The following is a 25418-nucleotide window of genomic DNA, read 5'->3' as shown; positions in this document are numbered from 1 at the left end:
ACAGGTAGTCGGTATCACTCATTGGAGTGCCTCTCGTTGAGTTGGCCGCCGATGTGCGGCCAATGTGCGCGGCATGGCTTTCTCGCCGCTTTCCGGAGGCAGCGGCGAAGGGTCGAAGTGCGGCAGGATTGATCGTTTGTGGATTTCTGGGGGAAGCGAGATGCGGTTCGAAGTTCTTGGACCGGTCCGGATGTTCGACGGGGACAGAGCGGCGCTGCTGACGGGTGCGCTGCGGCGCAGCCTGCTGGCGGTTCTGCTCGCCCACGCCAACGAACCGGTACCGGTCACCGTCCTGTTGGAAGCGCTGTGGGGTGCGTCGGACGAGCACGGGGCGAGCCGGCTCCAAGTGCACGTTCACCGGCTGCGCCGGGAGCTCGACGACCCCGACCGGCTGACCTACGGCCCTGCCGGTTATTGCCTGCGGGTCGAGAAGGGAGAGCTCGACGCGGCGGTCTTCGCGGCCTTGCTCGACGAAGCGGCGGGAGAGCCGGATCCGGCCTGCGCGGCCGGCTTGCTGCGGCGCGCCCTGGGCCTGTGGCGGGGCAGGCCGTACCAGGAGGTCGACCTGCCCGACGTCGACGCCGTCGTCGAACGGCTCACCGAGCAGCGGTCGCTGGCGGTGGAGGAGTGCTACGCCGCCGAGCTGCGGGCCGGTCGGCATGAGTCCGTCGCGGGCGAACTGCTCGACGCGGTGCACCGCAATCCGCTGCGGGAGCGGTTGCACGGCCTGCTGATGCTGGCGCTCTACCGCAGCGGACGGCAAGCCGAGGCGCTGTCGGCCTACCAGCACGCGTGCGAGGTGCTCAACGACGAGCTCGGTCTGGACCCGGGACCGGAGCTGCGCGCCCTGCACGGCCAGATCCGCGCGGGCGAAGCGGTCGAGGTCATGGGAACGACGCACGTCCCGGCCCAACTGCCGCACAGCGCACCGGATTTCGTCGGCCGCGAGCTCCCGCTGTCCGAACTGGACGAGACGCTCGACGCCAAGACCCGCACGATCCCGATCGCGGTCATCGTCGGCACGGCCGGAACCGGCAAGACCTCGCTGGCGCTGCGCTGGGCGCACCGGGTGAAAACCCGCTTCCCGGACGGCCAGCTCTACACCGACCTCCGCGGCTTCGGCACCGGGACACCGGCTGAACCCGGCGACGTGCTGGCCGGGTGGCTGCGGGCGCTGGGCGTGGACGGCAAGGACGTGCCGCTGGACCCGGCCGAGCGCGGCGCGCGGCTGCGCAGCCTCCTCGACGGCAAGCGGGTGCTGCTCGTGCTCGACAACGCCGCCAGCGCCGAGCAGGTGCGCCCGCTGCTGCCGGGCAACTCCGACTGCGCGGTGGTGGTCACCAGCCGACACCAGCTCGACGGACTGCTCGTCGGGCACGGGGCGAACCTGGTCGAGCTGGACCGGATGACCGCGGACGAGGCGCGACTGCTGCTCAAGGAACTGCTGGGCGACCTGGTCACCGACGAGGGCGCCGTGGACGAGCTCATCGAGTGCTGCGCGCGATTGCCGCTGGCGCTGCGGATCGCGGCGGAACGGGTGCGGCGGCACCGCAACCGGGGCATCAGCCAGACCATCGCCGAGTTCGGTTGTGCCCAGGCGCGTCTGGACCTGCTCGACAGCGGTGACCCGCAGGCGTCGGTGCGCACCATCTTCGCCGCGTCCTACCGCAACCTGTCGGTGGCCGAGGCGAAGTTGTTCCGGATGCTCGGACTGCACCCCGGCGAGGAGATGGACGCCTACTCGCTGGCCGCGCTGGCCGGGGAGGACGACGTCCGCGTGATCCGCCGGGGCCTGGCCGAACTGGTGCGCGCGCACCTGGTGGAGGAGGTCGCGGGCAAGCGGGTCCGGCTGCACGACCTGCTGGAGACCTACGCCGCGGAGCTGTCCAGCATCACCGAGAACGCCGCCGAGCGGCGGGAAGCGCTGCGGCGCCTCTACGACTACTACCTGCAGGTCGCCACGACCGCGTCCGGGTTCCTCGCCCCGGGTTCGCTGCCGGCGCCCGAACCCGCCTTCCCCGCGCCGCCGATCCGCGACCACGAGGACGCGGCGCGCTGGCTGGACGCCAAGCGCGACACGATGGTGCGCATCGCCGAGATGGTCGACGGTGAATTCGAGCACTACGCGGTCGATTTCGCCGTCGTGCTGGACGTCGCGCTCGATTTCGGCTGGCACGTCGACGCGGCCCAGCGGCTCCACGGCAAGGCGCTGGAGATCGCCGCGCGGCGCGGCGATCGGGTCGGCGAGGGGATCGCGCTGCGCGGACTGGGTGTGGCGCACTGCCGGCGCAACGATTTCGCGGCTGCCCGCGACCTGCTGGAACGGGCGCTGCGCAAGGCCGATGGACCGGCAGGGACCGCGGCGGTGCTGCAGAGCCTGGGGGAGGTGTGCGTGTTCACCGGGCACACCGAGCTGGCGCTGGACCACCTGCGCCGTTCCACGCGGCTCTACCAGCAGGCCGGGCTGCGGTTGCTGGGCCTGCGCCCGATGATCTGCCTCGGACGGCTGCACCGCCGGTGGGGGCGGCACGAGGAGTCGCTGGAGTGCCTGCGGGAAGCCTCACGGGTGGCCGCCGCGCACGGGTACCGCCCGGCGGAGGCCGATGCGTCCTACGCGCTGGCCGGCCTCTACCGGGACCTCAACCGGTTCGCGGAGGCGGCCGAGCACGCCGAGCGCGCGCTGGTGCTCGCCCGGCGCAGCAAGTTCCGCTTCCTCGAAGGCATGACGTTGCACCGGCTGGGCACCATCCGCCGTTGCCTCGGTGACCACCCGCAGGCGCTGGAGAGCCACCGCGCCGCACTGGTCTTCGCGCGCCAGATGCGGTCGCCGAACCTGGAGGCGATCGCGCTGACCGCCCTGGCCGAGACGCACGCGGCGATGGGCGACGAGTCGGAAGCCACCCGCTGCCACCTGCACGCCCTGGGCGTGGCCAACAGCGGCTGCAGCAACTACGTGCGGGCCCGCGCCCACACCGGGCTCGGCGATCTGCACGCCGCGGCGGGCAAGCGCGAATCGGCCACCCGCCACTGGGAAACGGCGGTGCGGATCTACGAGGAGCTCGACGCTCCCGAGGCCGGCGAGCTCCGGAGGAGGTTGAACGCGGACATCAGCCCGAGCGTGCCCTGCTGAGCAGGCGCAGGCCGAGCCCGACGGTGAACACCGCCAGTCCTGCGACCACCGAGGTCCAGGGCAACGTCGCGGCCAGCAGGAGGCACCCCGCCAGCCCGGCGGCGTTGAGCGCCTTCGGCCACCGGCGCTCGGTCGGTGGCTGGGTGAAGGCGGAGGCGTTGGCGATCGCGTAGTACACCAGCACGCCGAAGCTGGAGAACCCGATCGCCCCGCGCAGGTCGGTGGTGAGCACGAGTGCGATCACCACCACGGCGACGGTCAGCTCGGCGTGGTGCGGGACCTGGAAGCGCGGGTGCACCGCTGCGAGGTAGTGGGGCAGGTCGCCCTCGCGGGCCATCGCCAGTCCCGTGCGCCCGACACCGGCGATCAGCGCGAGCAGCGCGCCGAGGCTGGCCGCTGCCGCGCCGATCCGCACCACCGGGGTCAACTGCGCGTACCCGGCCGCGGCGAGCGCGTCGGCGATCGGCGCGGTGCTCGCGGCCAGGGCGTGCGGTCCGAGGACCAGCAGCACGGCGAGTCCGACGACGCCGTAGGTCACGGCGGCGATCGGCAGGGCCAGCAGGATCGCACGCGGGATGGTGCGCGCCGGGTCGCGGACCTCCTCACCGAGGGTGGCGATGCGGGCGTATCCGGCGAAGGCGAAGAACAGCAGGCCGGACGCCTGCAGCACGCCGAGCGGCCCGTGCGGCAGCCAGTCGTGCGCACTGAGGGGCCCGGCGGACGGGTAGAGCAGCGCGGCCGAACCCGCGAGCACGACCAGCACCAGCACCAGCAGGATCCTGGTCAGCGCGGCGGTGCGGGTGATGCCGACGCAGTTCACGGCGGCGAGCACCGCGACCGCCAGCGCGGCGGCCGGACGCTCGAAACCCGGTGCGGCGTAGGCGGCGAAGGTCAGCGCCATCGCTGCGCAGCTGGCCGTCTTCCCGATCACGAAACCCCACCCGGCGGTGAAACCCCACCAGTGGCCCAGCCGGACGCGGCCGTAGACGTAGGTGCCACCCGAAGCCGGGTGGACCGCCGCGAGCTGCGCCGAGCTCGTGGCGTTGCAGTAGGCGATGAACCCGGCGATGACCAGCGCGAACAGCAGTCCGCTACCGGCGGCAGCAGCGGCGGGAGCGAACACCGCGAACACCCCGGCTCCCAGCATCGAGCCCAGGCCGATCGCGGTCGCATCCACGGTGCCCAACCGACGTGCCAGCGGAGCGCCCGAGGACTGCGGGTTCGTCGTCACGACCGGATCAGCGGTGCGCGGTGAGGAAGTGGGCCGGGACGAGCGCGCGTCCCGCCTCGTCGGCCGGGTGGTGGGTGCCGACCGCTGCGGGCAGGAAACCTGCGATGGTGCTCGGCTCGATCGAGTCGATCGTCCAGTGCTCGGCGACCGCCGCGCGCAGTTCGTCGGCGTCCACGGCGTGGGGTCCGCCGCCTTCCGGGAACGCGCCCTTGTCGAACACCAGCATGTGCAGCCGTGCGCCCTCGCGGGCCGCGCGGGCGATGGCGGCGACGTAGGGGGCGCGGCTCTCGACGGGCATGGAGTGGAACAGGGTGCTGTCGATGACCGTGCCGAAGTGCCCGTCGTGGCCGGAGAGCTCGGTGATGTCGCCGACCTCGAACGTCGCCGTGGCGTGCCGTTCGTCGCGGGCCGCCTCGGCTTGCGCGATGGCGGTCTCGGACAGGTCCACGCCCAACACCTCGAAGCCGCGCGCGGCCAGGTCCCGACTGGTGACGCCGACGCCGCACCCGGCGTCGAGGACCGGCCCGGCGATGTCACCGCGCTCGATGACCTCGGCGATGGCCGGCTGCGGCACACCGATGTTCCACGGCACGCGCGCGTCTTCGGTCACCGGCGACTCGCCCCGGTAGACGGCGTCGAAGTCAGGAAGTTCGGTGCTCACGCGAGCCTCCGCAGCAATTCGCACGATGCCTCGTCAACGCGGGAAAGCTACCACGCTCCAAGATCCGATCCGCGGTGTGCGAACCCGAGCCCGACGGTCTTCGCCGACGGCAGCGCCGCTTTCGCGCGATCACGCCCCCAGGTAGCGCCCAGGGCGGTGGTTGAGCGCGAGGACTCCGTTGAGCAGCACCGCGCCCAGCGCCGAGATCACCACCGCGATGGGCGAGACGACGAGCAGCGCGGCGATGATCACCAGCACGTCCAGCGCCATCTGCACGTAGCCCGCCCGCCACCGCAGGCGTTCCTGGGCGATCAGGGCGACGACGTTGAACCCGCCGAGGCTGGAGTCGTGCCGGAACACGATCAGCAGCCCGATGCCGATGAGCAGGTTGCCGCTGACCGCCGCGTAGACCTGCGGCAGGTGCAGGGCTCCGAACAGCTGCGCGTGCAGCGGGGCGAACGCCGAGACCAGCGCGATCGAGATCAGCGAGCGCACCGCGAACCGGCGGCCCTTCTTGGCCACCGCCAGCGCCATGAACGGCAGGTTGACCAGGAGGAACAGCACCCCGAAGGGAACCGGCAGCCCGTAGCTGAGCAGCAGTGACAGCCCGGCGGTTCCACCGGTGACGATCTGGCTCGACTTGAGCAGGTGCAGGCCGAGCGAGACCACGAAGGTGCCCGTGAGCAGACCGAGCACGTCCTCGGTGCGGGTGTGCGGTACCGCGGTCGGCTGCCGGATCTCGGCGGCGTTGGGCGGTGCGGTCACGGGGGTCGAGGTCGCGGTCTGCGCAGGCATGCTCGAAATGGTCGGGTCAGCACAGCACAACAGGCAACACAGCCCTTCGCGGCTGCGACAGAATTCGCGAACGACCGCGCGGGTGTGGCAGAGTGCTCAATCCGCAGGTGCTCGTCACACGGTTCTCGGTCGTTGTGTCGGGCACCACATCTGACCTGGGGTTTCGCCGGCGCGCCCAGAACGCGCGGCGACCACCGACCTCCCGGAGCGTGCCGCTGGTGAACGAGATCGATGCCCTCGACGCCCGAATCCTGCTCGCGCTCGACGACGATCCGGACCTGACCATCCTCGGCCTGTCCCGCGAGCTCGGCGTCGCGCGCAACACCGTGCACGCGCGGCTGCGCAAGCTGGGCCACAACGGCGTCATCGGCGACTTCAGCCGACGCGTCGACCCGGTGGCGCTCGGCTACGACCTGGTGGCCTTCGTGTCGATGCAGATCAGCCAGACCAAGCAGCCGGTGACCACCACCGCGCTGCGCGAGCTGCCCGAGGTGATCGAGATCCACGCGACCTCCGGCGACGCCGACCTGATGGTCAAGGTCGTGGCTCGCGACACGCAGGACCTGAACCGGATCACCAACGAGATCCTCGGCATCGACGGAGTCGAGCGCACCAGCACCGCCATCTCCTTGCACGAGGCGATGACCACCCGCATGCGGGGATTGCTGGAGGTCGCCGCCCGCACCTCGTGAGCGGCTGCGCAGCGAAGTGGCCGAATGGCTTCCGCCTTATGCTGCTTCGGCTACTGACTCGAGATCGAACCGTGTTCACCCGAAGGGGTGTGATCTTGCGTTCCGAACAGGCATGATCACCCGGTGTCGCTCGATGTCTCTCGCCTGTCCGTGCTGATCTTCGATGTCCTGGGAACCGTTGTCGACGAACGAGGTTCGATCCGCGCCGCGGTCCAGGACGCGCTCGGGGAGGCAGGTGAACCGGAGGAGAGAGGCGACGCGCTCGCGAACGCCTGGCTGACCAGGCTCGACGAGCTGCTGTCCGAGGCGGCCGGCGGCGAGTACCGGCCGATGGACGAGCTCAACCGCGAGGCCCTGGAGCACGCGGTCAAGGCCGCCGACGTCTCGCTCGGCGAGGACGCGCTCGCCGCGCTCGCCGCGGAAGGTCTGCGCCCCAAGCCCTGGCCGGACGCCGCGCCCGGTGTCGGCGCGCTGGCCGACCGGTTCAACGTCGTCGCCCTGTCCAACACGACCATGCTCGCGCTGGCCGAGATCACCCGTCGCGGCGGTCTGCGCTGGGCGTTCGCCCTGTCTTCGGAGCTCGTCGGCGCCTACAAGCCGGACCCGTCGGTCTACCGCAAGGCGCTGGAGCTCATGCGCGTCGAACCCGGTCAGGCCCTGATGGTGGCCTCCCACCCGTGGGACCTGCGCGCCGCCGCGGAGCAGGGCATGGCCACCGCCTACATCGCCAGGGAAGGCGAAGGCGAACCGGCCGAAGAGGACGAGTTCGACCTCCAGGCCGCGACGATCGCCGAACTCGCCGCCCAGCTCCTCTGAGGCGCCCGAAGCGCAAGTGCTCCGCCGTTCGGTGCATTGTCGCAGGTATGACGACTACGTGTTACCGAAATGTACACCCGAACGATTGCCACCGGGCTGCGGAACATGGACGATTTGCTGGGGATCGATGATCTCGCCTGCTCCGAACCACCTCAACGACGACGGGAACGGAACATGACGAACCTGGCAGCGAACCTGGTCGCGTCCGCTCAGCGGCACGGCGACCGGCCCGCGGTCCGTCTCGACGAGCACGTGCTCAGCTACGCCCAGCTCCACGCCTCGGCCGCCGCCGTGGCCGGTGACCTGCGGGAACGCGGCATCTCACCCGGCGACCGAGTCGGCTTGGTGTTCCCGAACGTTCCCGCTTTCCCGATCCTGTTCTACGGCGCCCTGCTGGCCGGGGCGACCGTGGTGCCGATGAACCCGCTGCTCAAGGCCCGCGAGGTCGAGTACTACCTGCGCGACTCGCAGATGTCGCTGGTCTACGGCTGGGACGGCGGCGGCGACGCGGTGCCGGCCGCTGCCGCGGAGGTGGGGATCCCGGGTGTCGTGGTGGGCGCGGTCGGCCCGCTCGAACTCGGTGGCGAGCCGATCACCGAACCCGTCGAGCGCACCGACTCCGACACCGCCGTGCTGCTCTACACCTCGGGAACCACCGGCAAGCCCAAGGGCGCCGAGCTGACCCACCACAACCTCGCCTCCAACGCCGAGATGGCGGTGGAGACGCTGTTCGAGCTCACCCCGGACGACGTGGTGATGGGCTGCCTGCCGCTGTTCCACGTCTTCGGCTTGACCTGCGCGCTCAACACCTCGGTGATGGTCGGCGCCTGCCTGACCCTGCTGCCGCGGTTCGACCCGGGGAAGGCCCTGCAGATCGTGCCGCGCGACGGGGTCACCATCTTCGAGGGCGTGCCCACCATGTACGCCGCGATGCTCAACCACCCCGACGCCGACGGCGCCGACATGAGCTCGCTGCGCACCTGCGCGACCGGTGGTTCGGCGATGCCGGTGGAGGTGCTGCGCGGGTTCGAGGCGAAGTTCGACTGCCAGGTGCTGGAGGGCTACGGCCTGTCGGAGACCTCGCCGGTGGCCTCGTTCAACCAGCCCGGCTACGAGCGCAAGCCCGGGTCCATCGGGCTGCCGGTGCGCGGCTGCGAGATGAAGGTCGTCGACCTCGACGGCAACGAGGTCGGCCTCGACGAGCCCGGCGAGATCGTCATCCGCGGCGAGAACGTGATGAAGGGCTACTGGGGCCGTCCGGAGGCCACTGCGGAGGCGATCAAGGACGGCTGGTTCCACACCGGCGACATCGCCACCAAGGACGCCGACGGCTACTACTTCATCGTCGACCGCAAGAAGGACCTGATCATCCGCGGCGGCTACAACGTCTACCCGCGCGAGGTCGAGGAGGTGCTCTACGAGCACCCGGCGGTCGCCGAGGCGGCGGTGGTCGGCGTCAAGCACTCCGACCTCGGCGAGGAGGTCGGCGCGGCCGTGTCGCTCAAGCCCGGCCAGGACGCCACCGAGGACGAGCTGCGCGAGTTCGTCAAGCAGCGCATCGCCGCCTACAAGTACCCGCGCGAGGTCTGGCTGGTCCCGGAGCTGCCGAAGGGGCCGACGGGCAAGATCCTGCGCCGCGAGGTCAAGGAGATGCCCCGCGAGGTGTGAGCGGTGCCGGGCCCGGCCGCGCGCCGGGCCCGGCACCGGCGGACTAGGCTCACGGAAGTCTGTGAGTGAGGTCTGAGCATGGTCGGAATCAAGGACGTCGCGCGGCTGGCCGGGGTTTCCATCGGCACGGTGTCCAATGTGGTCAACCGCCCGCAGCTGGTGTCGGACGAGACGCGGCGGCGGGTGCAGTCGGCGATCGAGGAGCTCGGCTACGTCCGCGACGAGTCGGCTCGGCAGCTGCGCGCCGGAAGCAGTCGCATCATGGCGCTGCTCGTGCTCGACCTGGCCAACCCGTTCTTCGTCGACCTCGCCCGAGGAGCCGAGGAAGCCGCTCACGAGGCCGGGCTCAACGTGATCACCTGCAACAGCGGCCAGCGCGTCGACCTGGAGTCCTCCTACCTGTCGATGCTGGCCGAGCAGCGAGTGCGCGGACTGCTGCTGTCCCCGGTGGACACGACCGGCGAGCGGCTGCGGACCTTCGCCCGCAGCCGCATCCCCTACGTGTTCGTCGACCGCACCGTGCCGGAGGTGCAGGGCAGCTCGGTCGCCGTCGACGACGTGACCGGGGGAGCGCTGGCGGCGCGCCACCTGGCCGAGACCGGGCACCGCGAGATCGCGATGGTCAACGGCCCGTCGATGCTCGCGCAGTGCCGGGACCGCGAGTCGGGCGCCCGATCGGCGCTGGAAGGCACCGGCGCGCGCCTGTCGGTGCTGGAGTCCTCCGCGCTGGACGTCGCGTCGGGACGCGACGCGGGTGCGCGGCTGCTGGGGATGAGCCCGCGCCCGACGGCCGTGTTCTGCGCCAACGACCTGCTCGCGCTGGGCCTGCTGCAGGCGATGGTGGCCGCGGGTGTGCGGGTGCCGGAGGAGATGGCGATCGTCGGCTACGACGACATCGAGTTCGCCGGGGCCGCGGCGGTGCCGCTGACCTCGGTGCGCCAGCCCGCGCGCAAGCTCGGCCGCACGGCGGCGGAACTGCTCATCGCGGAAACCTCGGGTGAGCCGATCCGGCACCGCCAGCTGGTGTTCCAGCCGGAGCTGGTCGTCCGCGACTCAACTCGCGTCAGCCGCTAGGAGCCGGACGAGAAGGCGCGGTGCGGGACTCGGCCCGCACCGCTGCGCGAAGCGGGTCCTCAACGGTTCCTAGAAGTAGCCGATCCACATCGCACCGACCGCGAGGAAGGTGGTGATGGACAGCGTCGCCGTGATCAGCTCGGCGTGACGTGCGGTCATGGTGGTTCCTCGGGTGGGCTCAGGTTTGGGCGGTGGCGCGGCCGGGGTGACCGGCAGCGGCGTGCGGATCGGGGAGGTGCCGGGGCGAGCGGGCAGCGGGCGCCCCACCCAGGGGCGGGTGGCGGTCGGGCGCGTGTTGTGCCTGCCGCGGGAGTGCTGCCTGCGCCGTGCCTTCCGGTGGACCTGTGCGGTGTTCAAACCAGCGCCCCCTCGCGGCCGATCATCCTAATGCGTCGCGGGCAGGAGATTCCCTCCGCCTGCCCCGAACGGCGTCGGGACCGTTGATCCGTTCGGTCGACCGCCGGCGAGGTGGGCATGCCCGCGCACCCGAGTGCTGGGCTCAATCTGACAGCGGCCGGAGCAGAAGTTAAGCGCTGATGTCCGGCGCGCCCGGATTCCGCTGGATTGCACCCGTTCGGCCGCCACCGGTCACTCATCGTGACGTAGCCGCTGAGCTGCGCGAAAGCGGTCAAGGTCAGTCGCTCTCGACGAGATCCAGGAACTGCCGGTGACCGTCCGAGAGGCCGGCGAGCAGCTTGCCGCAGTTCTGCGCACGCCCGGTCCCGAGGTCACGTGCTGGGTGCCTCCGTGCAGATCGCGGAAGGAGCGCTGCAGGACGCAGCGCCGCGACCTCGGCGATGGTCTCCAGCGCCTGGCGCGGGGAGAACTCGTAGCCGCCCAGCTCGACGGGGACCCCGATCCATTCGAGCAGTGGAACGCCCATGTCAGGTCCCCGAGGACGCTGCAGGCGGGTGCTCGGACGCGGCCACCGACCTGCGCAGCCGGTCAGCTGGAGGACAGCACCGACTGGGAGGAGATGATCGTGCCGTGTCGGGCGATGGTCAGCGCGGAGTCGTCGACGTGGTACACGTGCCCGTCGTTGCTCTCGGTCGCGTACCCGCTTCCGCTGGTGTAGGCGCGCAGCGTGATCGACCCGCTGTCGCTGGATCCGTAGTAGTACAGCGATCCTGCCGATCCGCAGATGTCCACATGGGACTGCGCGGTCTCGTAGGAGGCCACGCAACCGCTCGTGCGGCCCGCGCTCGGCTGCGGAACCTCGTAGGGCGCTGCGGGTGCGACGGGCGCTTCCGGCACCGGGATCGTGATCGTCGGCGCAGCGGGCAGGTAGGTCACGCACGCCGTCAGCGCCGGTGCGCTCAGCAGTGCGAGCGCAGCGGCGGTGGTGCGGAGCCGGCGGCGCATGGCGGGGTCCTTCCGGGTGGTGGGGTGGACGAGCGGGATGCGGGGTGAGGTCGCGATGAGTCCGCATCCCCCTCGAAGCGCGGGAACTCCGGCTGCGAGCCCGAGTTCCCGCTGTCATTGGGCTCCGGATCATCGAGCTCCGACCAGGGGCTTTGGTCCCGGGGCACCTGTGATGCGGCGACGTAACGTGGACCCCGGGTGGTTGGTCGTCCACCGCGGAATTCCTGGGGGTGCGTGATGTACGCAGCGGCCTTGGCAGGAGGTGTCGCGGCTGCCGCGTTGCTCATCGGGTGCTCTGCGGGGCAGCTGCCCCGGACCGTGTACGTCGAGGTCCCGACGCCGCCTGCACCGCCGCGAGCACCGGTCGAAAAGCAGCGCGACGACTGCGGGACCGATCCGGCGCGGATGAGCGAGAGGACCAAGGCCCAGTGCGGTCTCGTGGTCCGGGAGAGCGCGGATCGTCACTGCGACGATCCGGAGTGGTGGGACTTCTACGACCCCGCCGACGTCCACAGCTACCTCCGGCTGTGCGCCGACGGCCCGATCCCGGTTCCTGTCCCGGTACCCGTGCCGGTGCCGTACGAAGTGCCGGTCCCGCTGTCGACGAGTTCGCCCTCGGAACCGCCCTCGTCGGTCGAGTCCGAGGTGGAGGAGCCGGAGACATCTCCGCCCGAGTCGCCGGAGTTGCAGCCCCCGGAACCGGACACGAGCTCGGTCGAGCCGGACCCCGGGTCATCGGAGGAGGCTCCGAGTTCGGAGGACTCGACTCCCGAGGAGGATTCCGGCGGGTGATCCGGGCTGGTGGTTCAGCGCTCGATGATCGGGTTCCCGAGGACGTCCAGGGCGCCGGTGAGATCGTCGACCGCGATGAGGCGATCCGGCGGGAACGCCTGCTCCACCTTCACGACCGCGCCCGCGTCGATGCCGTCGTCGTCGATGAGCAGGTGCGGCTCGGCATCGACGCCGAGGCCGAGCAGTTCGACACCCGCGTGTGCCGTGCCGTCGGCGACCGGCTCGGGTGACGGGGGCGGTGCGGGAATCGGCAGCGGTGGCAACGGGTTCGGCTGCTGAGCGCCGGTCGGGGGAGCCGGTCGTCCGGGCGCCGGCGCGCTTCCCGGCGCGGCGGGAGCGGCCGGAGCCGCCGGGGGTGCGGGCGGCGACGGCGGTGACTGCGGCTGCGGCTGCTGCGGGGCGGACGGCTGCGGTGGTGCGGAGGCGACGGGCGGGAGGTCTTCCTCGTTGGCGGCCAGCGCCAGGCCGAGGACGGTCAGCGCTGCGGCCACGGCGGCCCCCGACACGGCCGCACGTCGCGGTCCGCCCACGGCGTTGACGACCCCGCCGACGACTCCGCCGCTCCCGGCACCCACCGCGGTGAGATAACCGGCCGCGGTCGCGCTGCCGATCACCAGGGGAGCGATGAACACGCGCAGCGCTCCGTTGATCTCCACCAGTTCCGCGGCCAGCGCGCTGCACCGGTCGCAGTCGTCGAGGTGCGCCTCGACCCGCGAGGTCTCCCGCTTCGCCAGGCCGCCGCGCGTCCACGCGCCGAGCCGTTCGACGTTCTCCCGGCAGCGCTCCTGCTCGGCGTCCAGGCTTCCCAGGTGCACCTGCAGGAACGCCTGCTTGAGGCCCTCCCGCGCGCGGTAGGCCAGCGCGGACACGCCGTTGGGCGTCATCCCCAGCAGCGGAGCGACCTTCGCCGGGGACTCGCCCTCGATCTCGACGTGCCAGAGCACCATCTGCCAGCGCTCGGGAAGCTTCGCGAACGCCGCCGCGACCAGGGACCGGTCCTCGCCCTCGACAGCGGTGTCCTGGAACGGCTCGGAGATGTCGATGCCGGGCACCGTCTCCAGGTCCTCGGCGTACTGGAGCCGCTGCTGCTTGCGGGTGCGGTCGTAGGCGGCGTGCCGGACGGCGGTCAGCAGGTAGGCGCGGAACGCCGAGGTCGGTCCGCGCTGGTCGCGGAGCAGGTCGAGGACCTTCGCGAACGCCTCGGAGACGACGTCGTCGGCCTCGGCGGGCGATTTGGTGACCTGGCGGGCCATGCTGTGCGCGGCGGCGACGTGCCGCTCGTAGAGGCTTCCGTAGGCCCCGGTGTCGCCCTCGCGCACCGCCTCGATCAGCTCGCCGTCGCTGCGCTCCTGGGAGCCAGCCTCCGTCGGTAACGCCGCCATGCCAGCCCCCTGCTCGCGATCTTGATCATCACTGCCCGGCACAATTGCTACCCCGGCCAGGACGGCGGTGGTCGGCGGCGACCCCATTCGTTGCGCCTTCGTGACCGCGTGTTGCTCCGTTCGTATGGCGCGCAAGGGATTCCGACGGGCTACGGCGATGGGCGGAACATCGCAGCGCTGGAACGCCCGAAGGTCACGAACGGGGCGGAACGGTCAATTCGCGAGTTGCAGCCGGTGATTCGTCGGACGGGGCAGGACGTGCACCCAGCTGCCCGCGTCGGTGAACACCAGTCCGCACTCGCGCAGATCCGCCAGGCGGGAGTGCACCTGCCCGCCGAAGCGGGCCGCGAGCACCGACAGGGGGCAGGGGGCGTCCACGTACCGCAGGAGCTCCGCCGCTTCACCGGCGAAGACGTACTCGTGCCGGCCGAAACCCGGCCGGTCGTCGAGGACGACGAGCGCGCCGCCGTCCTCGACGAGCTCCAGCAGGCCGAGCGGGTGGTCCCGCCGCCACGCCGCGACACCGGCCAGCAGCGCCGCTTCGGTGTCGTCGGAGATGCCGTCACCGCACCGGACGGCGCTCTGCATCGGCGGAAGGTGGTGCAGAGCGGAGAACTGCGTCAGCACCCGCGAGTAGGAGCGGTCGGTCTCGCCGGGGAAGCCGTAGCGGTAGGTCCACTCCACCGACAGCCCCAGAGTCCGCGCGTCGCGGAGCATCCGGACGTTCCCGCAGCCCTCGGCGCGGCTGCCCGCCAGGCGCAGCACCCGGGTGCTGAGGTTGTCGATACCGGGCCGGAGCCGGCGGAACCCGGTGTCGCGCAGGCGCGACAGCCGCTCGTAGGACACCTCGGTGCTGATCTCGGCCTGCGACCGCATCGGACCCGCATCACCTTTCGCCACTCGTGCGGTGGAGCAGCGGGAAGCCGCCCCCTCGCGCATCTCAGAAGTCCGGACGTCGTCCACGTCGCCTCGTCGCACCGCGAAGAACCCCAGTCCGATCCACCGTGCCAGGAAGGCCCTCGCGAAACCAGGCGAGATTCACCCGGACGTCGTCATCGTCTAGTTCTCGGGTTTCCCGCTTTTCCGCTCGCTCGCCGAGAGGGTTTCCAGCAGCGCGTCGTAGGCGGGCTTGGGGGTGAAGTCGTCCCAGTAGATCGTCGCCGCGCCCTGGTTCGGGAACGTTCCGGGGACCCAGGAGTACTTGTCCGGCAACCCCCACACGGTGAACGAGTGGCAGCTGGAGACGTCCAGGCACGACTGCAGCGCCCGGCGGTAGTAGTCGGCCTGCTCGGTCAGCTGCTGCGGGGTGGGAGCACCGCCCTGCGGCAGCGTCATGCGCACGTCCAGCTCGGTGATCGCGGTTTCCAGTCCGAGGTCGGCGAAGCGCTGCAGGTTCTGCGTGAGGTCCGCCGGGAACCCGTCGTCGAGGTTGAGGTGGGCCTGCGCGGAGAAGCCCTGCACCGGAACTCCCTGCGCCAGCAGGTCCTGGACCAGCGCGTAGTAGGCGTCGCTCTTGGCGTTGTCGCCTTCCACGCCGTAGTCGTTGAAGAACAGCTTGGCGTGGGGATCGGCTTCGTGGGTCCAGCGGAAGGCGTCGGCGATGATGCCGGGGCCGAGCTCCCGGATCCAGATGTTGTCGGTGGTGCGCAGGTTCCCGGACTCGTCGAAGATCTCGTTGGCCACGTCCCACTGCTGGATCCGCCCGGCGTAGCGGCCGACCACGGTGGTGATGTGCTCGTGGAGGATCTCGCGCAGCTCTTCGGGCGAGAAACCGCCGTTCTCCAGCCATTCCGGGTTCTGGCTGTGCCACAGCAGGGTGTGCCCGCGCATGACCTGGCCGTGCTGCTCGGCGAAGTCGACGATCGCGTCGGCGGTGCCGAACTCGTATGTGTCGCGAGCGGGGTGGAGGTACTCCCACTTCATCTGGTTCTCCGGCGACAGCGAGCTGAACTCGCGGGAGAGCACGTCCCGGTAGGGCTGGTCGGCGGTGAACGGGTCGGGGTAGGGCTGCTCGTCGTGGTGGCCGCCGCCGGCGACGGCGGAGCCGACGGCGAGACCGTCCGGTGCGGCATCGCGCAGCGCGGGCGCCTGGGGCGCGGCTTCGGCGTGGACGGGTAGCAGCAGGACCGCTGCGGCGGCGGTGGTGGCGAGGCGAATCGGCTTCATTGCGGACTCCCGCGTTCTCTACTGGACCGGAACAGTTTCCGAAATATTTCGAACAACACGCGATTTCGAAGACTATGGGCGCGTGCGAGGAAAGGTCAAGAACCGCAGCTTTCGGATTCAAGGTAGGTGAAGTTCCCAGCCCTCGCTTCCCGAGCCGATGAACCGCCCCCGAGGGTGGAACTCGGATCGGCGAGCGAAACATTTCAGAGAAGAATCCGACCGCGCGCCGCAGCAGGTATCAACCTCGGAACAGCTCCCGCTGGGCGGAAAGGAACGCTGGTCCGGGTTCCGGGAGGCACCCACATGATTCCGGGCACGACACCGACATCGAAGAGGTGACCTGGAATGACAACGGCGTCAGGACGGTCCGGCCGCGCGCCGGGGACGAGCGCCCGGGGCGTCGCCGCGCTGTGCTGGGCCGCGGTGGCGCTGGAGGGCTACGACCTGGTGGTCCTGGGCGTCGTGCTCCCCAAGCTGCTGCGCGACCCGAGCTGGCAGCTCACGCCCGCGACCGCCTCGGTGATCTCCTCGGTCGGACTGGTGGGCGTGATGATCGGTGCCCTGTGCGTCGGGCCGCTGACCGACCGCTTCGGCCGCCGCAAGCTCATGATCACCACGGTCGCGCTGTTCTCCGCGCTGACCCTGGCGTGCGCCTTCGCCGACGGCCCGCTGCTGTTCGGAACCCTGCGACTCCTGGCCGGTCTCGGCCTCGGCGGCGTCCTGCCGGTGGCGATCGCCCTGGTCAACGAGGCGACCCAGGCCAAGGGCGGGAGCGCGACGACCACCCTGATGACCGGCTACCACGTGGGCGCCGTGGCCACCGCGCTGCTGGGGATCCTGGTGATCCCCGCGCTGACCTGGCGCGCCATGTTCGTCATCGGTGCGCTACCCGCGCTGGTGCTGCTGCCGCTGCTGGCGCGCCACCTCCCGGAGTCGCTTCCGGCGACGGCCGAGGAGAAGGCCGCCCGCAGCCCGGTGGCGACCCTGTTCCGCGGTGGCTACCTGCGGTCCTCGCTGGCGTTCTGGGTGACCTCGTTCATGGGTCTGCTGCTGGTCTACGGGCTCAACACCTGGCTGCCGGAAATCATGCGCGCGGCCGGCTACGAGCTCGGCGCCGCGCTGGCGCTGCTGCTGACCCTCAACGTCGGTGCGGCGCTGGGTCTCCTGCTCGCCGGACGGGTTTCCGACCGCATCGGCGTGCGCACCTGCACGCTGATCTGGTTCACCGCCGCAGCCGTGTTCCTCGCCCTGCTGAGCGTGCGGCTGCCCGGCTTCGGCGTGTACGTCAGCGTGCTGCTGGCGGGTGTGTTCGTCTTCAGCACGCAGGTCCTCGTCTACGCCTACGTCAGTCACCACTACCCGGCCGTCGGACGGGCCACCGCGCTCGGCGCGTCCAGCGGTGTGGGGCGGCTCGGCGCGATCTGCGGGCCCCTGGTCGGCGGAGCGCTGCTCAGCGCGGGTCTGGCCTACCCGTGGGGCTTCTACGCGTTCGCGGCCGTCGCGGTCATCGGGCTGGTGTCGGTGACGTTCGTGTCGAACCGGCGACCTGCGTGACCCCTGACCGGCCCGGGATGTGGGACGCGAGCGGCGGCGCTTCACAGCGCTCCCGAACGCGGGTGAGGATGACCGGCATGACAGCCCAGGCCGGTTCCGTGGTGCGGTGCCACATCGACCTGCTGCGCGTGTGCGGCGCGATCTGTTGATCCGCGGCTGACCAGCCGTCGCATCGGGAATCGTCTCTCCTGCACCGGTTCTCAATCCGGTGCCCGCTCGCACGTCTCGTCCCGGGAGTTCTCATGCTGTCGTGTCCCGCCATGCCCTCGTTCAGGTTTCGATGGACCGAGGAGGGCGGGCGTGGTTGAGTTCGCCGTGCTCACCGGCACCTGAGCCCGAGGTCGCGGTCCGCGGCGGTGGCCCGCACCCTCCTGGACGAGCTGCGCCGCCCGGCGGCGCCGAGGCAGCCGAAGCCGCGGTGGGGGAGCTGCCGCACTCCGCCTTGATGGCCCGGAACCACCGGCACCCCGCCGTGCGCGCGAGCCTGCGGGTGGTCGCGGAGGCCGATGCGGTGGCCGTCGTGACACCCCGCTACGAGCCGCACGGCAGCGTCCCGCTGCGGTCCTGCATGACGATGCCGCCGAACGGTGTGCTGTACGGAAAACCCGTGCTTCCAGTCGGTTTGGGCACCGTGAGCAGTCATTCCGTCGGTCTCGGCGGTGGCCTCGGTACCGCGCGGGCGCTGCCCGCGACGTTCCTCTACGACCACTGGTTCACCGACATTGGCGGGTGGAGCCCGGACCCGCGCGCCGACGACCTCCTCCGACGCGCGGCCCGCGGCCTCCGGGCATCCGCGATCGGCGAGGCCGTCGCCGCGTGAACCGGTGATCAGATGCCGTGGACCTGCTCGCGCGCGGCGGCGTAGGCCGCCCGGACCGCAGCACCGCTGGTGTCGTCCCCGACGGCCCGGCGGGTGCCCGCGACCTCCCACTCCGGCGGCTCGGCGCTGCCGGAACGGGCCCAGGCCGCCTGCTTGGCCGCGCCGATGGCCACGTACTCGGCCGGTTCGGGGATGTCCACGTCGACGCCGAACAGGCCGGGGGCGATGGCCTGGACCGCCTCCGAACGGGCCGCGCCGCCGATGAGCAGCACCCGCCGGACCTCGGCACCGGTGTCGCGCAGCGCGTCGATGGCGTCGGCCATCCCGCACAGCATCCCCTCCACGGCCGCGCGGGCGAGGTTCTGCGGGGTCATGTTCGCGCCGGTCAGACCGGCCAGCGTACCGGTGGCCTCCGGGAGGTTCGGAGTCCGCTCGCCCTCCAGGTACGGCAGCAGGCTCAACCCGCCGGAACCCGGCTCGGCCGCCAGCGCGAGGCGCGAGAGCCCCTCCAGATCGGTGTCGAGCATGTGCGCGGTGGAGCTGAGCACGCGCGCGGCGTTGAGGGTGCACACCAGCGGCAGGTACCGGCCGGTGGCGTCGCAGAAGCCCGCGACGATGCCGGTCCGGTCGGCGCTGGGCTTCTCGGCGGGCGCGAACACCGCACCCGAGGTGCCCAGCGACACCACCACGTCACCGGGCTTGAGCCCCAGGCCGAGCGCGGCGGCCATGTTGTCGCCGGTGCCGACGCCGATGGTCGCGCCCTCGATGCCCGGCAGCGTCGCTCGCGCGGCTTCGGCGTTGGGGCCCAGCAGCTTCGGCAGCTCCGGGGTGCGTCCGCCCATGGCCTCGGTGAGCAGTTCGGGCAGCCACTCGCCGGTGGTGGGGGAGTAGTAGCCGGTGCCCGAGGCGTCGCCGTGGTCGGTCCAGCTCTGCTCGGGGCGTCCGGCGAGCTGCCAGCCGAGCCAGTCGTGCGGCAGCAGCACCTGCGCGACGCGGTCGGCGTTGTCCGGCTCGTGCTGCGCCAGCCACGCGAGCTTGGTGATGGTGAAGCTCGCGACCGGGACCAGACCGGTGCGAGTGGCGAGCGCCTCGGCCCCGTGGCGTTCGATGAGCTCCTCGGCCTGCGGGGCGGAGCGGGTGTCGTTCCACAGCAGGGCGTCACGGACCGGCTCGCCGGAGGAGTCCAGCGCGACCATGCCGTGCTGCTGGCCGCCCACCGACACCGCCTCGATGCGGCCCGGCGACTTCGCGACGACCTCGGCGATGGCGTTCTGCGCCGCCTCCCACCAGACCGCCGGGTCCACCTCGGTCCCGTTGGGGTGCGACGCCTTGGCCTCGGCGACGACCGCGCCGTTGTCGGCGTCGACGACGAGCGCCTTGGTGGACTGGGTCGAGGAGTCGATGCCTAGCACCAGCATTGCGGATCATCCTTCGTGCTCGCGGAGTGCAAGCACTCCCGGGCCGGGTTCGTGCGGCGCCGGAACGCCGTGGTCGGTTCTGACCGGACACGATTGTGCGCGATCAGGACGCGGTGGTGCGAACGCCCCGGCCCCAGCACCGGGGTGCCGGGGCCAGGGACTCGATGGATCAGTTGACGCCGAGCAGGTGGTCCATGGCGAGCTGGTCGAGGCGCTCGAAGTGCATGCCGCGAGCGGCCGCGGCTTCGACGTCGAGGTCCTCGGACAGCAGGTCGGACACCGATTCCCCGGCGTTGAGGGTCGGGGTGGACAGCTCGGCGACGCGAGCCGCCTCCAGCGCCTCCTTCACCCGCGGGTCCGCGCGGAAGGCCGCCGCTCGCTCCTTGAGGATCAGGTAGTTGCGCATGCAGCCGGCCGCCGAAGCCCAGACGCCGTCGTAGTCCTCGGTGCGCGGCGGCTTGAAGTCGAAGTGCCGCGGACCCTCGTAGCCGCCGTTCTCCAGCAGGTCGACCAGGAAGAACGCGTTGCGCACGTCGCCGGCGCCGAAGCGCAGGTCCTGGTCGTACTTGATGCCGCTCTGCCCGTTGAGGTCGATGTGGAACAGCTTGCCCGCCCACAGCGCCTGCGCGATGCCGTGCGCGAAGTTCAGGCCCGCCATCTGCTCGTGCCCGACCTCGGGGTTCACGCCGACGATGTCGCCGTGCTCCAGCTCGTTGATGAACGCCAGCGCGTGGCCGACGGTCGGCAGCAGGATGTCGCCGCGCGGCTCGTTCGGCTTGGGCTCCAGCGCCAGCTTCATGTCGTATCCGCGCTCCTTGATGAACGCGCAGACGGTGTCCACGGCCTCGCGGTAGCGGTCCAGTGCGGCGCGCACGTCCTTGGCCGCACCGGATTCGGAGCCCTCGCGACCGCCCCAGGCGACGAAGGTCTGGGCGCCGAGCTCGGCGGCCAGCTCGACGTTGCGCAGCACCTTGCGCAGCGCGAAGCGGCGCACGTCGCGGTCGTTGGCGGTGAAGCCGCCGTCCTTGAAGACCGGGTGGCTGAACAGGTTGGTCGTCACCATCGGCACGGCGAGACCGGTCTCGTCCAGCGCGCCCCGGAAGCGGGAGACGATGGCCGAGCGCTCGGTGGAGTCGGAACCGAACGGCACCAGGTCGTCGTCGTGGAAGGTGATGCCGTGGGCGCCCAGGTCGGAGAGCCGGTGCACGGCCTCGACCGGGTCCAGCGGGCTGCGGGTGGCTTCGCCGAACGGGTCGCGTCCGAGCCAGCCGACGGTCCACAGGCCGAACGAGAACTTGTCCTCGCGCTTCGGGGTGAAGTCGGTCATGACTTGATGCTCCTCACGTCGTGGTGCAGTGCGATGGTGGTGCCGAAAATTGGTCAGCCGACGGCCTTCTCGGCCGCGGGGATGCGCAGCGGATCGCGGAAGACCTCCTCGATGACGATGCTGCTCGCGCCGCGCACGGCGGCGGAGAACCCGTAGGTGGAGGCGGTGATCCGGCAGACCGCCGCGTCGCCGGCCACCGAGCGGTCGCGCAGTTCCCGCATCGCGGCGGGAACCAGGTAGGGCGCTACGGTGCCGAGGTAACCGCCGAGGACGACGACCCCCGGGTTGAGCAGGTTGACCAGCATCGACACGCCGATGCCCAGCCACCTGCCGATCTCGTCGAAGCCGGCCATGGCCTCCGGCCCGCCGTCCTCGGCGCGCTGGCGCAGCGCATGTGCCTGCTCCTGCGGGTCGACGTCCCGGTCGGCCAGGTCGGGTGCCGCCGCGCGCAGCACGGCGGGCAAGCCGATCTTGGTCTCCAGGCAGCCGCGACGTCCGCACCCGCAGACCTGCCCGTCGAGGTCGACCGGGACGTGCCCGATCTCCCCGCTGAACCCGCCGGAACCGCGCAGGAGCCGCCCACCGGTGATCAGGCCCGCGCCGACGCCGACCTCACCGGTCAGGTACACCAGGTCGGCGGCGGGCTGGGGCATGGAGTGCAGCTCGGCGAGCGCGGAGAGGTTGGCCTCGTTGTCGACCACGATCGGCACGTCACCGCCGAGGCGCTCGCGCAGCGCTTCGGCGATCGGGATCGAGCGCCATTCGAGGTTGGGCGCGTAGCGCACCCGGCCGGTCTCGGCGTCGACCAGACCGGGCACCGCGACGGCGATGCCCGCCAGGAACGACGATCCGGTGCCCGCCAGTTCCGTGACGGCTTCCCGGGCGATCGCGGCGAGCCGGTCGAGCGTGGTCTCCGGGTCGGCGCGCATGGCGTCGAACCCGAGCCGCCGCTCGACGATGACGCGCCCGGCCAGGTCGGTCCCGCGCGCGGCCAGGTACTGGGAGTTGATCTCCAGCCCGAGGGCGGTGATGCCGCCGCCGTCGAGCTCCAGCGAGCGTCCGGGACGACCGACGGCGCCGTCGCGGCGCAGGCCGGTCTCGCGGATGAGGCCGCGGTCGATGAGCTCGGCCGCCAGGCTCGACACGGTCGCTTTGGTGAGCTTGCTGCTGGTGGCGATGTCGGCGCGCGAGACGACCTCGCCGCGCCGCACCTCGTCGAGCACGCGCGCGAGGTTGGCCCGCCGCACCGCGGTCTGGTCGACACCGGCCGACGCGCCGAGCCGCACGGCCTCGCCGCTTCCTCGTTCGGCCACACCCACCTCCAATAAGTACGGCCGCCAAACTAATAGGCGAATCCCTCGATGGCAAGAGCGGCCGCGAAGAAGGCGTTTTGCGTGGTCATGTCGGTTTCGCCCACTGGATCCCGCGACTCGCCTGAGCTTTTAGTTGACCCGGCGAACTAATCCGGTCACCGGATGCGGTGAGATCGTCACGCGGTGCCGCATTCGGGGATCGTCCTTGCGCCGAACGGCGTAGTCTCTCGGCTGCCCGTCTCGCTCCCGCCCCCTCGGTGAGGCGGGCACCACTTCGTCCAGGACACGAACCGGACAGGGTTCGGTTCGTGTCCTGGACAATCCGTTGCCCTGAGCTCAAGAGCGGTGGCAGCATCGTGATCACGCACGATCACCGGATCGCGACCACCAGCGGCGTCCGGAACGACTCGCCGGAGGGGCGATGACCGCGAACCATTCCGCCGACCCGAGCGCGGCCACCGCCACGATCCGGCACGTCGAGATCGGCTGCCGGAACCTGGCGCGCTCCCAGGAGTTCTACACCGGACTTCTGGGATTCACCGAAACCGCACGGGAATCCGGTGTCAGCTGGCTCGACGCCGGGCCCGCGTGGATCAAGCTCGTCGAGATCGGCGAGGGCGACCTCGGCGGCTGGGCGCCCGACGACCTGCAGTGCGGGATGCGGCACGTGGGCATGAAGGTCGGCGACGTCGACGCCCAGGCGGCCCGGCTCCGCGAAGCCGGCGTCGAGTTCACCACGCACCCCAAGGACGCCCACGGCAACGTGCGCATCACCTTCTTCACCGACCCCGACGGGACGCTGCTGGAACTCGTCGAGGGCGCCGTGCGCCACGACGAGACCTACTCGCCCGAGCTGGCCGCCGAAGACCTCGCCGCGCACCACAACAGGCCGCGCGAGGCAGGACCGGTCTTCGACCACATCGCCGTCACCGCCCCGGACCTGCAAGAAGCGCTCGACTTCTACGTCCGCACCCTCGGCGCGAAGGTGATCGGCAAGCTCATCCGCTCCGATGACCCACGCGGGTTCGTCATCACCAACCTGCGACTCGGCGACGCCGTGCTGGAGCTGTTCACCTTCCGCCGCGAGACCGCGCCCAGCCCGTGGTCGGCGGGGCAGTCCCGGCACGGGCTGCGCGCCGTCGGGCTCGGCGTGGCCGAAGCGCGCGGAGCCGTGGGAGCGATGACCGCCGCCGGTGCGGGTGCGGTGCTGCGACCAGGACCGGAGCCGCTGCTCATCGACCCGCACGGCCTGCCGCTGACCATCACCACGCGATGATCCGCTCGAGGAGGGGCGCGCGAGCGGCCCCGCCCGAGCAGGAGTCCGGTGTGGACGTCAGGGCTTCTCGGTCATCGGGAACGTGATCCCGGTGAGGTGCTCGGAGAGGGTCCACAACCGTTGGGCCGCTTCGGGATCGCTGGCCGCCTGGGTGCGTCCGACCAGGGTGGGGGAGCCGCGCAGCTCGAACGGGCCGTCCGGACCCACGTAGCTGGCGCCCGGGATGTCCTGGGTGGCCGCGAACAGCGTCGGCAGCGCGCCCGCTTGCGCAGGTTGCGCGATGACGAGGTTGCCGATGGCCATCAACCGGCGCAGCAGCGAGTTCCCCGCGTGGCTCTGCAGGTTCGTCGCCGCGTAGCCCGGGTGCGCGGCCGTGGCGCGGACCGCCGAACCCGCCTCGGAGAGCCGGCGCTGCAGCTCCAGGGTGAACAGCAGGTTCGCCAGCTTCGACTGGGCGTAGGCCTTCTGCGGATCGTAGGCACCGGTGAAGTTCGGGTCTTCCCAGCGGATCCCCTTCACCGACCGGTGCAGGCTGGACGACAGGGTGACCACGCGGTCGGTGACGTGGTCGATCAGCAGGTTGGTCAGCGCGAAGTGGCCGAGGTGGTTGGTGCCGAACTGGATCTCGAAGCCGTCCCTGGTGAGTCCCTCGGGCGGGAACATGACCCCGGCGTTGTTGATGAGCATGGCGATCTCGCCGTCCCAGGTCTCGGCGAACTCGCGCACCGAGGCGAGGTCGCCGAGGTCGAGCCGACGCACCTCGGCCGAGCCGGGCACGCTGCCGACGGCCTGCTCACCCTTGGCGACGTTGCGCACGGCGAGCACCACGTGCGCGCCCGCCCGGCCCAGCGCCTGCGCGGCTTCCAGGCCGAGTCCGCTGTTCGCGCCGGTGATGACGGCCGTCTTGCCGGCCAGGTTCGGTAGCTGATCGCTGGTCCATCGCGTCATGCCGCCCATCGTGCCACCGATCCTGCGACATGCCGACGACCACGGCCGCGTGAAGCAACCGTGGCCACCGACGTCCCCCTGTCAGCAGGGATCGACCTCCCAGGTCTCGAAACCCTTGTCGTTGGGGCTGTCCTCCGGAGCGGTGGACGAGTACTGGTGCTCGCCCGCCGGGCCGTAGAAGTGCGCGACGGTCCCCGCGTACTGCCGGTTCATGAAGGAGCCCAAGGTGTAGCGCAGATCGATGGGCAGATCCGAGCATTCGAAGAAGTCGGTCCGCTGACCGGTGTAGTTGAAGTCGTCCCAGACGCACAGGTAGCCCTCGGCGCACTCCAGCTTGGCGCGCGCGGTGGCCTCCTCCTGCGTCTCAGCGGAGGCGACTCCGGCTCCGGCCCCCAGCAGGAGCAGTGAACCCGCGCCCGCTGCGGCGATCTTCCTCATGGTTGTTGCGTACATCGTTTCCCCCAGTTGGTGCTGCCCGGCCACCACCGCGCGAACAGCGGTGGCCGGGCCCTTTTCCTCACATCAGCAGGGATGCACCCGGCGGGTGTCGAATCCCTTGTTGTCGTCGCTGAACTCGGGTGCGGTCGAGGTGTACTGGACGATCCACTCGCCGTTCGGGTTCGCCGGGTCGGGACCGATGAACTCGGCCACCTGGCCGGTGTACTGGTTGTTGATCCAGGAACCGACCGGCCACGGCGTGTCGTACACGCCGCACTCGAAGAACTTCACCATCTCGCCGTGCCCGCTGGCCTCGGGCCAGACGCACAGGTAGCCGTCCCCGCATGCTTCGGCCATGGCGCGTTGAGTGGCTTCCCGGTCGGTTTCGGCAGAGGCGAGGCCCATGCTCGATCCGGCCAGCAACAGTCCTCCGGCCACCGCGAGAGTGGCTTTGAAACCCTTGCTGCGCAGTGCGTTCGTCGACATACTTCCTCCCAGTTTTCAGTGCGCACAGGCGTGCGTTCGCACAGGTGTGTCCCGTGGAGTGGTGCTGTG

General features: G+C 71.0%; 24 protein-coding genes. 9 read left to right on the top strand and 15 right to left on the bottom strand.

Annotation, left to right across the window (positions count from 1 at the left end):
• Positions 1 to 160 precede the first annotated feature (160 nt).
• Positions 161 to 3130: an AfsR/SARP family transcriptional regulator gene (locus tag KBO27_RS10170; protein WP_210969698.1), complete on the top strand. Its 2970-nt coding sequence runs from the start codon at positions 161 to 163 to the stop codon at positions 3128 to 3130.
• Here KBO27_RS10170 and KBO27_RS10165 read toward each other — a convergent pair.
• The 3 genes from KBO27_RS10165 to KBO27_RS10155 all read right to left on the bottom strand — a co-directional run bounded on the left by KBO27_RS10165 (position 3108) and on the right by KBO27_RS10155 (position 5817).
• Positions 3108 to 4277 (bottom strand): APC family permease, encoded by a 1170-nt coding sequence (locus tag KBO27_RS10165; protein ID WP_246536824.1) that lies wholly within the window; start codon positions 4275 to 4277, stop codon positions 3108 to 3110. The two genes, KBO27_RS10170 and KBO27_RS10165, sit on opposite strands and share 23 nt — an antisense overlap.
• A 91-nt stretch (positions 4278 to 4368) precedes the next feature.
• A complete protein-coding gene (locus KBO27_RS10160) occupies positions 4369 to 5022 on the bottom strand; it encodes a class I SAM-dependent methyltransferase (protein ID WP_210969697.1) in 654 nt (217 codons plus the stop codon).
• 129 nt (positions 5023 to 5151) lie between these two features.
• Entirely contained in the window at positions 5152 to 5817 is a 666-nt protein-coding gene (locus KBO27_RS10155) for a DUF6198 family protein (RefSeq protein WP_210969696.1), read from the bottom strand.
• A gap of 218 nt (positions 5818 to 6035) precedes the next feature.
• On the opposite strand from KBO27_RS10155, the gene KBO27_RS10150 reads away from it, so the two are divergent.
• The 4 genes from KBO27_RS10150 to KBO27_RS10135 all read left to right on the top strand — a co-directional run bounded on the left by KBO27_RS10150 (position 6036) and on the right by KBO27_RS10135 (position 10067).
• Positions 6036 to 6509, top strand: a complete 474-nt coding sequence (locus KBO27_RS10150; protein ID WP_210969695.1) for an Lrp/AsnC family transcriptional regulator — start codon at positions 6036 to 6038, stop codon at positions 6507 to 6509.
• 123 nt (positions 6510 to 6632) lie between these two features.
• Positions 6633 to 7325 (top strand): haloacid dehalogenase type II, encoded by a 693-nt coding sequence (locus KBO27_RS10145; RefSeq protein ID WP_210969694.1) that lies wholly within the window; start codon positions 6633 to 6635, stop codon positions 7323 to 7325.
• Between the two features lie 174 nt (positions 7326 to 7499).
• A complete protein-coding gene (locus KBO27_RS10140) occupies positions 7500 to 8993 on the top strand; it encodes a long-chain-fatty-acid--CoA ligase (RefSeq protein ID WP_210969693.1) in 1494 nt (497 codons plus the stop codon).
• Between the two features lie 78 nt (positions 8994 to 9071).
• Positions 9072 to 10067, top strand: a complete 996-nt coding sequence (locus tag KBO27_RS10135; protein WP_210969692.1) for a LacI family DNA-binding transcriptional regulator — start codon at positions 9072 to 9074, stop codon at positions 10065 to 10067.
• Positions 10068 to 10136: 69 nt separating this feature from the next.
• On the opposite strand, the gene KBO27_RS10130 is transcribed toward KBO27_RS10135, so the two are convergent.
• From KBO27_RS10130 to KBO27_RS10120, 3 genes are all read right to left on the bottom strand, one after another.
• Positions 10137 to 10424, bottom strand: a complete 288-nt coding sequence (locus KBO27_RS10130; protein WP_210969691.1) for a hypothetical protein — start codon at positions 10422 to 10424, stop codon at positions 10137 to 10139.
• A 277-nt stretch (positions 10425 to 10701) separates the two neighbouring features.
• Positions 10702 to 10950 (bottom strand): hypothetical protein, encoded by a 249-nt coding sequence (locus KBO27_RS10125; protein ID WP_210969690.1) that lies wholly within the window; start codon positions 10948 to 10950, stop codon positions 10702 to 10704.
• A 62-nt stretch (positions 10951 to 11012) separates the two neighbouring features.
• Positions 11013 to 11429 carry a hypothetical protein gene (locus KBO27_RS10120; RefSeq protein WP_210969689.1) on the bottom strand — a complete coding sequence of 139 codons (417 nt, stop codon included), beginning with the start codon at positions 11427 to 11429 and terminating at the stop codon, positions 11013 to 11015.
• Between the two features lie 237 nt (positions 11430 to 11666).
• Here KBO27_RS10120 and KBO27_RS10115 point away from each other — a divergent pair, with 237 nt between their 5' ends.
• Positions 11667 to 12221, top strand: a complete 555-nt coding sequence (locus tag KBO27_RS10115) for a hypothetical protein (protein WP_210969688.1) — start codon at positions 11667 to 11669, stop codon at positions 12219 to 12221.
• A 14-nt stretch (positions 12222 to 12235) separates the two neighbouring features.
• Here the strand turns inward: KBO27_RS10115 and KBO27_RS10110 are convergent, their stop codons facing one another.
• The 3 genes from KBO27_RS10110 to KBO27_RS10100 form a co-directional block, all read right to left on the bottom strand.
• Positions 12236 to 13603: a sigma-70 family RNA polymerase sigma factor gene (locus KBO27_RS10110; protein ID WP_210969687.1), complete on the bottom strand. Its 1368-nt coding sequence runs from the start codon at positions 13601 to 13603 to the stop codon at positions 12236 to 12238.
• 213 nt (positions 13604 to 13816) lie between these two features.
• Entirely contained in the window at positions 13817 to 14479 is a 663-nt protein-coding gene (locus KBO27_RS10105) for a RiPP maturation radical SAM C-methyltransferase (protein ID WP_210969686.1), read from the bottom strand.
• A gap of 183 nt (positions 14480 to 14662) precedes the next feature.
• On the bottom strand, positions 14663 to 15769 hold the full coding sequence (locus tag KBO27_RS10100) for an endo-1,4-beta-xylanase (RefSeq protein WP_210969685.1): 1107 nt from the start codon (positions 15767 to 15769) through the stop codon (positions 14663 to 14665).
• Positions 15770 to 16114: 345 nt separating this feature from the next.
• On the opposite strand from KBO27_RS10100, the gene KBO27_RS10095 reads away from it, so the two are divergent.
• On the top strand, positions 16115 to 17323 hold the full coding sequence (locus KBO27_RS10095; protein WP_210969684.1) for an MFS transporter: 1209 nt from the start codon (positions 16115 to 16117) through the stop codon (positions 17321 to 17323).
• 304 nt (positions 17324 to 17627) lie between these two features.
• A complete protein-coding gene (locus KBO27_RS10090; RefSeq protein ID WP_210969683.1) occupies positions 17628 to 18143 on the top strand; it encodes a hypothetical protein in 516 nt (171 codons plus the stop codon).
• 8 nt (positions 18144 to 18151) lie between these two features.
• Here the strand turns inward: KBO27_RS10090 and xylB are convergent, their stop codons facing one another.
• The 3 genes from xylB to KBO27_RS10075 all read right to left on the bottom strand — a co-directional run bounded on the left by xylB (position 18152) and on the right by KBO27_RS10075 (position 22201).
• Positions 18152 to 19561 (bottom strand): xylulokinase, encoded by a 1410-nt coding sequence (gene xylB, locus KBO27_RS10085; RefSeq protein ID WP_210969682.1) that lies wholly within the window; start codon positions 19559 to 19561, stop codon positions 18152 to 18154.
• Between the two features lie 169 nt (positions 19562 to 19730).
• The gene (gene xylA, locus KBO27_RS10080; protein ID WP_210969681.1) at positions 19731 to 20888 is read right to left on the bottom strand and encodes a xylose isomerase; all 1158 of its coding nucleotides are present in this window, start codon (positions 20886 to 20888) and stop codon (positions 19731 to 19733) included.
• 53 nt (positions 20889 to 20941) lie between these two features.
• Positions 20942 to 22201 (bottom strand): ROK family transcriptional regulator, encoded by a 1260-nt coding sequence (locus tag KBO27_RS10075; protein WP_210969680.1) that lies wholly within the window; start codon positions 22199 to 22201, stop codon positions 20942 to 20944.
• 421 nt (positions 22202 to 22622) lie between these two features.
• Between KBO27_RS10075 and KBO27_RS10070 the strand changes: the two genes are divergently transcribed.
• Entirely contained in the window at positions 22623 to 23477 is an 855-nt protein-coding gene (locus tag KBO27_RS10070) for a VOC family protein (protein WP_210969679.1), read from the top strand.
• Between the two features lie 57 nt (positions 23478 to 23534).
• Here KBO27_RS10070 and KBO27_RS10065 read toward each other — a convergent pair whose 3' ends face one another.
• The 3 genes from KBO27_RS10065 to KBO27_RS10055 form a co-directional block, all read right to left on the bottom strand.
• Positions 23535 to 24425, bottom strand: a complete 891-nt coding sequence (locus tag KBO27_RS10065; protein WP_210969678.1) for an oxidoreductase — start codon at positions 24423 to 24425, stop codon at positions 23535 to 23537.
• Between the two features lie 81 nt (positions 24426 to 24506).
• Positions 24507 to 24863: a peptidase inhibitor family I36 protein gene (locus KBO27_RS10060; RefSeq protein WP_210969677.1), complete on the bottom strand. Its 357-nt coding sequence runs from the start codon at positions 24861 to 24863 to the stop codon at positions 24507 to 24509.
• A gap of 84 nt (positions 24864 to 24947) precedes the next feature.
• Positions 24948 to 25349 (bottom strand): hypothetical protein, encoded by a 402-nt coding sequence (locus KBO27_RS10055; protein ID WP_210969676.1) that lies wholly within the window; start codon positions 25347 to 25349, stop codon positions 24948 to 24950.
• Positions 25350 to 25418 lie beyond the last annotated feature (69 nt).

Source organism: Saccharopolyspora endophytica (assembly GCF_018070075.1).
In the GTDB taxonomy this organism is placed as follows: Bacteria; Actinomycetota; Actinomycetes; order Mycobacteriales; family Pseudonocardiaceae; genus Saccharopolyspora; species Saccharopolyspora endophytica.
This window is presented reverse-complemented; position numbering and strand designations above follow the sequence as displayed.

Bases quoted from the DNA above. Each gene is read 5' to 3' on its own strand.
- KBO27_RS10170 (WP_210969698.1), top strand. From the start codon at position 161: ATGCGGTTCGAAGTTCTTGGACCGGTCCGGATGTTCGACGGGGACAGA.
- KBO27_RS10165 (WP_246536824.1), bottom strand. From the start codon at position 4,277: ATGCTGGGAGCCGGGGTGTTCGCGGTGTTCGCTCCCGCCGCTGCTGCC.
- KBO27_RS10155 (WP_210969696.1), bottom strand. From the start codon at position 5,817: ATGCCTGCGCAGACCGCGACCTCGACCCCCGTGACCGCACCGCCCAAC.
- KBO27_RS10140 (WP_210969693.1), top strand. From the start codon at position 7,500: ATGACGAACCTGGCAGCGAACCTGGTCGCGTCCGCTCAGCGGCACGGC.
- KBO27_RS10135 (WP_210969692.1), top strand. From the start codon at position 9,072: ATGGTCGGAATCAAGGACGTCGCGCGGCTGGCCGGGGTTTCCATCGGC.
- KBO27_RS10125 (WP_210969690.1), bottom strand. From the start codon at position 10,950: ATGGGCGTTCCACTGCTCGAATGGATCGGGGTCCCCGTCGAGCTGGGC.
- KBO27_RS10120 (WP_210969689.1), bottom strand. From the start codon at position 11,429: ATGCGCCGCCGGCTCCGCACCACCGCCGCTGCGCTCGCACTGCTGAGC.
- KBO27_RS10115 (WP_210969688.1), top strand. From the start codon at position 11,667: ATGTACGCAGCGGCCTTGGCAGGAGGTGTCGCGGCTGCCGCGTTGCTC.
- KBO27_RS10110 (WP_210969687.1), bottom strand. From the start codon at position 13,603: ATGGCGGCGTTACCGACGGAGGCTGGCTCCCAGGAGCGCAGCGACGGC.
- KBO27_RS10105 (WP_210969686.1), bottom strand. From the start codon at position 14,479: ATGCGGTCGCAGGCCGAGATCAGCACCGAGGTGTCCTACGAGCGGCTG.
- KBO27_RS10100 (WP_210969685.1), bottom strand. From the start codon at position 15,769: ATGAAGCCGATTCGCCTCGCCACCACCGCCGCCGCAGCGGTCCTGCTG.
- KBO27_RS10095 (WP_210969684.1), top strand. From the start codon at position 16,115: ATGACAACGGCGTCAGGACGGTCCGGCCGCGCGCCGGGGACGAGCGCC.
- xylB (WP_210969682.1), bottom strand. From the start codon at position 19,561: ATGCTGGTGCTAGGCATCGACTCCTCGACCCAGTCCACCAAGGCGCTC.
- xylA (WP_210969681.1), bottom strand. From the start codon at position 20,888: ATGACCGACTTCACCCCGAAGCGCGAGGACAAGTTCTCGTTCGGCCTG.
- KBO27_RS10070 (WP_210969679.1), top strand. From the start codon at position 22,623: ATGACCGCGAACCATTCCGCCGACCCGAGCGCGGCCACCGCCACGATC.
- KBO27_RS10065 (WP_210969678.1), bottom strand. From the start codon at position 24,425: ATGACGCGATGGACCAGCGATCAGCTACCGAACCTGGCCGGCAAGACG.
- KBO27_RS10060 (WP_210969677.1), bottom strand. From the start codon at position 24,863: ATGAGGAAGATCGCCGCAGCGGGCGCGGGTTCACTGCTCCTGCTGGGG.
- KBO27_RS10055 (WP_210969676.1), bottom strand. From the start codon at position 25,349: ATGTCGACGAACGCACTGCGCAGCAAGGGTTTCAAAGCCACTCTCGCG.